Annotated in this window: 6 protein-coding genes; 2 read left to right on the top strand and 4 right to left on the bottom strand. The window is 69.0% G+C overall.

All coding sequences use genetic code 11. From position 1 onward, the window contains the following. Positions 1-915 (bottom strand): fumarate hydratase (locus ABDV68_RS08480; RefSeq protein ID WP_343519388.1); only part of this gene is annotated, 915 nt, incomplete at its 3' end. Between the two features lie 77 nt (positions 916-992). Between ABDV68_RS08480 and ABDV68_RS08475 the strand changes: the two genes are divergently transcribed. Continuing rightward, entirely contained in the window at positions 993-1,382 is a 390-nt protein-coding gene (locus tag ABDV68_RS08475) for a hypothetical protein (protein ID WP_343519387.1), read from the top strand. A gap of 67 nt (positions 1,383-1,449) precedes the next feature. Further along, entirely contained in the window at positions 1,450-3,489 is a 2,040-nt protein-coding gene (locus ABDV68_RS08470; RefSeq protein ID WP_343519386.1) for a TonB-dependent receptor, read from the top strand. Positions 3,490-3,502: 13 nt separating this feature from the next. Here ABDV68_RS08470 and ABDV68_RS08465 read toward each other — a convergent pair whose 3' ends face one another. From ABDV68_RS08465 to ABDV68_RS08455, 3 genes are all read right to left on the bottom strand, one after another. Continuing rightward, entirely contained in the window at positions 3,503-4,510 is a 1,008-nt protein-coding gene (locus ABDV68_RS08465) for a hypothetical protein (protein WP_343519385.1), read from the bottom strand. Positions 4,511-4,749: 239 nt separating this feature from the next. Continuing rightward, the gene (gene hslU / locus ABDV68_RS08460; protein WP_343519384.1) at positions 4,750-6,042 is read right to left on the bottom strand and encodes an ATP-dependent protease ATPase subunit HslU; all 1,293 of its coding nucleotides are present in this window, start codon (positions 6,040-6,042) and stop codon (positions 4,750-4,752) included. Positions 6,043-6,059: 17 nt separating this feature from the next. Next, the gene (locus ABDV68_RS08455; RefSeq protein WP_343519383.1) at positions 6,060-7,115 is read right to left on the bottom strand and encodes an aldo/keto reductase; all 1,056 of its coding nucleotides are present in this window, start codon (positions 7,113-7,115) and stop codon (positions 6,060-6,062) included. Positions 7,116-7,126: the final 11 nt, after the last annotated feature.

Raw genomic sequence — 7,126 nt, 5'->3', positions numbered from 1 at the left:
GTCGGGCCATTGGTCGAGCCTGGGCGCCTCGAGATAGGCCGGGCCGGAGCCGTCGAGGGTGAAGTGCGCGTGGCGGGTGGCGGCGCAGTTCGGGATCATCGCGACCGGCTTGCCCGCGGCGTGGCAGGGCGCGTCCATGATCTTGACGTCGAGGATGGTCGAGAGACCGCCGAGGCCCTGCGCGCCGATGCCGAGCGCGTTGACCTTGTCGAAGATCTCGATGCGCAGCGCCTCGAGATCGTTCTGCGGGCCGCGCTGCTTGAGCGTCGCCATGTCGATCTGCTCCATCAGCGCCTTCTTGGCGAGCAGCACGCAATGCTCGGCGGTGCCGCCGATGCCGATGCCGAGCATGCCCGGCGGGCACCAGCCGGCGCCCATCTGGGGGAGCATCTCCAGCACCCAGTCGACGATCGAATCCGACGGGTTCATCATCTTGAACTTGGACTTGTTCTCCGACCCGCCGCCCTTGGCCGCGACGTCGATGTGAACCTTGTCGCCCACGACCATCTCGACATGCAGCACGCACGGCGTGTTGTCGCGGGTGTTGCGGCGGGTGAAGGCGGGGTCGGCGAGGACCGAGGCGCGCAGCTTGTTCTCGGGGTGGAGATAGGCGCGGCGCACGCCCTCGTCGACGACCTCCTGCAAGCTACGCGAGGTGTCGTCGAGGCGGCAGTCCATGCCCCATTTCACGAACACGTTGACGATGCCGGTGTCCTGGCAGATCGGGCGATGCCCTTCGGCGCACATGCGGCTGTTGGTGAGGATCTGGGCGATCGCGTCCTTGGCCGCGGGGGACTGCTCGGCCTTGTACGCCTCGCCCAGCGCGCGGATGTAATCCATCGGGTGGTAGTAGCTGATGAACTGGAGCGCGTCGGCGACGCTCTCGATCAGATCGGCGGCCTTGATGGTAACCATGGCATGTCCCTGCATGTCTGCTTTTGCCCGACCCTTTAGCGGATGACAGGGCGCGCGCCAGCCGCTAACCGCGCGGCGTGTTCCGCCGGTTCGTCCTTCGTCATCCGCGTATTGCCGCCGCGCTGCTCGCGCTCGCGCTGGCGATGAAACTGGCGGTGCCGGCGGGATTCATGCCGGTGGCCGGGCCGGGACAGATCATGGTGCTGGTGTGTACCGAGTTCGGCCCGCAGCACGTCGCGATCGAGGTGCCGGGGATGCCGGCCAAGCCGGACGAGTCCGCCAAGATGAACCAGCCCTGCGTGTTCGCCGGGCTGGGGCTGGCGTGGCTGCCGGGGGCGGACCCGGTGCTGCTCGCGGCGGCGCTGGTGTTCATTCTCGCGCTCGGCTTTGCCGCGGTGGTGGCGCCGCTGCTGGCGCGCAGGCCCCGTCTGAGGCCGCCACTGCGCGGACCGCCGCTGACCGCCTGATCCCTTCGCCAGATTGACGAAACGCGCGTGCGGGCATGTCCCGCGCGCTGATCAGGATTGTTCGAACATGAAAAGCTATCACGCGGCGGCGCTGCTCGCCGCCACTTGCCTTGCCGCACCCGCCTGGGCCGAAGACGACCCGCAAGCACGGGAGCCCGATGTCATCGTGACCGGCACGGCTAATCCGGAGGATCCGCCCGTCGTCGCCGAAGCGCGCGAGCGGCTCGCGCGCACGCCCGGCTCGGTCTCGGTCGTCGCGGCCGAGGCCTATGAGGACCGTTTTGCGGTCGGCACGCCTGATATCCTGCGCGACGTGCCCGGCGTGCTCGCCGCCAAGCGCTATGGCGAGGAGGGGCGCCTCTCGATCCGCGGCTCGGGGCTCGACCAGAGCTTCCATCAGCGCGGCGTGCTGCTGGCGCAGGACGGCGTGCCGTTCGCCGATGCCGACGGCTTTTCCGACTTCCAGAAGATCGATCCGCTCGGCGCGCGCTATGTCGAGGTCTACAAGGGCGGCAACGCGCTGCGCTTCGGCGGCGCGCAACTCGGCGGCGCGATCAACTTCGTGACGCCCAACGGCAAGACCGCGCAATCGACCTTCCTGTTCCGGCTCGAGGGCGGCAGCGACGAGACGATCCGCGGCGCAGCGGCGGGGTCGGGCACGGCAGGCGCGTTCGACTATTATGCGGGGGTCAACGCCTTCCACAGCGACGGCTATCGCGTGCAAGGCTGGACCGATCAGCTGCGCGCCACGCTGAATCTCGGTTACAGTTTCGGCGAGGACAGCGAGGTGCGCGCGATCCTCTACGCCGCGGATATCGGCCAGGGGGTGCCGGGTACGGTGACGCTGGCGCAGGCGCTGAACGATCCGCGCGCGCCCGGCGCCGCGACGGTCGCGCAGAACCAGCGGCGTGACCAGAACGTCTATCGCGTCACGCTGCAGACGCGGCTGCGGCTCAGCGATGCGCTGGTGTTCGAGGGCGGAGTCTATGCAACGCAGACCGACCTGTTCCATCCGGTCGGCATCTTCATCCTGCAGGATACCGACACCCAGGGCGCGTTCGGGCGCTTCGACTGGTCGGGTGAACTGGCGGGGCTGAAGTCCGACTTGTTCTTCGGCGCCTTCTATCGCGAGGGCGGGACCGAGCAGGACCTGTTCGTCAACATGGCGAGCGCGCAGGGGCCGCGGATCGGCGACTCGAAGCAGGTCGGCAATGCGCTCGACCTGTTCGCCGAGGGACGTGTGTTCGTGACGCCCGAGCTGGCGCTGGTCGCCGGGGCGAGCTGGGGGCATGCCGGGCGCGATTACCGCAACCACCTGACGGGCGGCACCGCCGAGCGCAGCTACGAATGGTTCGCGCCGCGCGCCGGGCTGCTGTTCGAGCGTGGGGGCATGCAGGTCTATGCCAATGTCACGCGATCGGTGGAGCCGCCGCACTTCGGCGCGCTGGCGCAGGCCAACCTCCTCGGATCGGTGTTCGTGCCGCTCGATCCGCAGCGCGCCTGGACCGCGGAAGTGGGAACTCGCGGACGCGAGGGCGCGATCGCGTGGGACGTCACCTATTATCACGCCTGGGTGAAGGGCGAGCTGCTGAGCTTCCAGACCTCGCCCACCATTCCCGCGACGGTGTTCAATGCGGACAAGACCCGGCACCAGGGGGTCGAGGCCAGCCTCGACTGGTGGATCCTGGACAGCGCGGAAACGCGGCTGCGGTTGCGGCAGACCTATGCCTGGTCCGATTTCCGCTTCGACGGCGATCCCGTCTATGGCGACAACCGGCTGCCGATCGCGCCGGTGCACCAGTATCGCGCGTCGCTGCGCTACGAGGGCGGCGGCGGGCTGTTCGCCGAGCCGTCGCTCGACTGGCGGCCGCGCTCGACCTGGGCGGACTACCGCAACAGCTTCCGCGTGCCGGGCTATGCGACGTTCGGCGTGGGCGCGGGGATCGAGCTCGGCAACGGCCTCACCGTCTTCGTCGATGCGCGCAACCTGGCCGACAAACATTATGTCGCCGACCAGTCGGCGGCGGTGGTCGCCAATGCCGCGAGCGCGATCTTCCACCCCGGCGAGGGGCGGACGGTGCTGGGCGGCGTAAGAGCGCGGTTCTAGGCGGCGCGCGGGGTCAGGGCGCGCAGCCGCCGTCCCTGACCCCGCTGACGCTGCCGGTGCCGAGGACGATCTTGGCGCGGCGGGAGAAGGTGAGGGCTTGCCAGCGGCCCGAATTGCCGGTGGCGGTGCGGCTGCGCAGGAAGGTGAGGTGGAGCAACTCGAACTGCTCGTCGTCGATGCGGCCGGTGTCGATCAGGCAGGTCCATTGATCGACATTCCATCGATAGTCGCGCGACACGCCGTCCTGATCGACCGCTTCACTGAGGCCCTGGTACCAGGCGAGCATCGCCTTGAGGCGTGCCGGGCGCTCGGCAGCGGGGAGGGCGGCGAGCTTGCGGCGCAGGCGCGCGGCGTCCTCGTCATTGGGCAGGGTCTTCTGCTGGACGCGCGTGTCGATCGCCCAGCGGACTTTCCGCGCGGTGATCGGGCCGGCGGGCCAGAGGCGGAACAGCTCGGCGCGGACTTCGAGGAGGAGCGCGACATAGGCGTCGGTCTGCACCTGGAGCATCGCGTCATGCTCGAAGATGCGGGTGAGCTCGGCGAGGGCGCTCGGGTCGAGCTTGCCGTCGGGGCCGTGGGCGGCGAGGATCGCGGCGCGGCATTTGTCGCGGACCGGGGTGGCGAGGCAGTGTTTCGAGAAGAACAGCTTGCCGTAGGTCGGGGCGAGCTCGCGCAGGGTGCGCTTGAAGCGGGCGCGGCTGCGGAAACTGGCGCGCCACGCTTTCAGCACCGGCTGGAGGCTGCCGGTGCCGTAATTCCATTGCGACATGCCGACCGATACGAGCTGGCTGTCGAAATTGCCGACCGGCATCGCCCAGCAGCCCATCGTCTCGGGAATCGAGGTCTCGCGCATGCGGGCGAAGATCGCGGCGCGGTCGAGGCCGATCTCGGCGAGCTGGGCGGCGGCTTGCGGGTCGAGTGTAAGGTGGGGGAGGTCGCCGACTTCGCGGCAGGGCGGGCGATCCTGCGCGGCGGCGGGGAGGGTGAGGAGCAGCGCCGCGAGGACGATCCAGTATTTCACCTCATCCCCCTATCGTCACCCCGGCCTCGAGCCGGGGCTGGGCTGACCTGCTCGACCGAATTCAGAAGAAGCCCTGGCCCGGGTCAAGCCCGGGCTGACGAAGGGTGGCGTTGAATCCTCCCCCCGGCGGGGGAGTGGCGCCGCAGGCGACGGGGGGGACACGAGCCGCTAATGGTCTGGCATCCTCCCCCTCCGTCAGCTTCGCTGACACCTCCCCCTGGCGGGGGAGGATTGGTACGTCACAGCACGTAGCGGCTGAGGTCCGTATTCCGGGCGATGCTGGCGAGTTGCTGGTCGACATAGGCGGCGTCGACCACCAGCGACGCGCCGCCGCGGTCCTCGGCGTCGAAGCTGACTTCTTCAAGCAGCTTCTCCATCACCGTCTGCAGGCGGCGCGCGCCGATATTCTCGACCTCGACATTCACCTCGGCGGCGATGCGCGCGATGGCGCGGATGCCGTCCTGGGTGAAGTCGACGCTCACGCCCTCGGTGCCGATCAGCGCCTTGTACTGCTCGGGCAGCGAGGCCTTGGTGTCGGAGAGGATCGCGACGAAATCATCCTCGGTCAGGCCCTTGAGTTCAACGCGGATCGGCAGGCGGCCCTGCAATTCGGGCAGCAGGTCGCTCGGCTTGGCGACGTGGAACGCGCCCGAGGCGATGAACAGGATGTGGTCGGTCTTCATCGGCCCGTATTTGGTCGAGACCGTGGTGCCCTCGATCAGCGGCAGCAGGTCGCGCTGCACCCCCTCGCGGCTGACCGAGCCGCCGCGCACGTCGCTCACCGCGATCTTGTCGATCTCGTCGAGGAAGACGATGCCGTTGGCCTCGGCGTCCGCCAGCGCGGCGCGCGCGACGTCGTCCTGGTCGAGGCGCTTGTCGGCTTCCTCCTCGACCAGCTTGGCCCAGGCGGCGTGGACGTTCATCTTGCGCCGCTTGAGCTGCGGGCCGCCGAACCCCTTCATCATCTCGGAGAGGTTGATCATCTGCGGGCCGGCGCCGGGGATCTCGAACGGCATGCCGCCGGCCGCCTCGACCTCGATCTCGATCTCACTGTTGTCGAGATGCCCTTCGTTGAGCCGCTGCCGGAAGGATTCGCGGGTGGCCTGCGAACTGTCCTTGCCGGTCAGCGCGTCGAGCAGCCGGGTCATCGCCGCGGCCTCGGCCTTGTCCTTGACCGCGGTGCGGCGGCGCTCCTTCTCCAGCCGGATCGCTTCCTCGACCAGGTCGCGGGCGATCTGCTCGACGTCGCGGCCGACATAGCCGACCTCGGTGAACTTGGTCGCCTCGACCTTCACGAAGGGCGCGTCGGCGAGCTTGGCGAGGCGGCGGCTGATCTCGGTCTTGCCGCAGCCGGTCGGGCCGATCATCAGGATGTTCTTGGGCGTCACCTCGTCGCGCAGGTCGGGCTTGAGCTTCTGACGGCGCCAGCGGTTGCGCAGCGCGACGGCGACCGCGCGCTTGGCTTCCTTCTGGCCGATGATGTGCGCGTCAAGCGCGGCGACGATGGCTTTTGGGGTCAGGTTGTCGTTCATTCTGGCTCGTTCGATTCTCAGGCTTTTTCGGGAATGTAGGGCGTGCCGGGGCGAGCGGCGAGGGCAGCGGCGATCGGCTGGTCGATGCGGTCGATCATGAAGCCGGGATAGCCGCGCGGGCCGGCGGTGAGCGCGTCCAGCTCGGCGACCTCGTCCGGCGCGAGCGCGAGGTTCACCGCGGCGAGGTTGTCGTCGAGCTGGTGCGGCTTGGTCGCGCCGATGATGACGCTGGAGACGGTGGGCTTGGCGAGCACCCAGGCGAGCGCGACCTGCGCCACGCTGGCGCCATGGCCCGCGGCGATCTCGCGCATGCGGTCAATCAGGGCGAAGCCCTTCTCGCGGTCGAAGGGCACGCCGTCGTGCGTCGCGAGGCGGTCGTCGGCCTCGCCCATATTGTCGCGGCTGTACTTGCCGGTGAGGAAGCCGCCGCCGAGCGGGCTCCACGCGGTGACGCCGAGGCCGTAGCGCTGCGACATCGGCACCAGCTCGGCCTCGATGTCGCGCGACACCAGCGAGTAGAGCAGCTGGCCATGAGTGAACGGCGCCCAGCCATTGGCGCGTTGCAGCTCCATCGCCGCCGCGACCTTCCATGCCGGCCAGTTGGAATAGCCGAGATAGCGCGCCTTGCCCGCGCGCACGATCGCGTCGAGCGCCTGGAGCGTCTCCTCGAGCGGCGTGTTGCGGTCGTCGCGATGGGCGATGAAGATGTCGACATGATCGGTGCCGAGCCGCTTGAGGCTGTGGTCGATCGACCAGTGGAGATGCGCCGCCGAGAGGCCCGAGCGGTTGAGCGGCTGGTGCATGCGCCAGCCGGCCTTGGTCGCGATCACCACCTCGTCGCGGCGGCCGGCGAGGATCTGGCCGAGCACCTCCTCGGACTCGCCGTCGGAATAGACGTCGGCGGTGTCGAAGAAGTTGATCCCGGCATCGAGCGCGCGCCCGACCAGCGCCGCGGCGTCCTTGAGCTCGGTCTTGGCGATCGCGGCGAGGCCGCCGCCGCGCGTGAAGGTCATCGTGCCGAAGGACAGGCGCGAGACGATCAGGCCGCTGTCGCCGAGGCGGGAGTAGAGCATCGCGATGTTCC

This window comes from Sphingomonas sp. (assembly GCF_039595165.1).
Taxonomy (GTDB): domain Bacteria; phylum Pseudomonadota; class Alphaproteobacteria; order Sphingomonadales; family Sphingomonadaceae; genus Sphingomonas.
The sequence above is the reverse complement of the archived record's forward strand: the minus strand, read 5'-3'. Positions and strand labels throughout refer to the sequence as shown.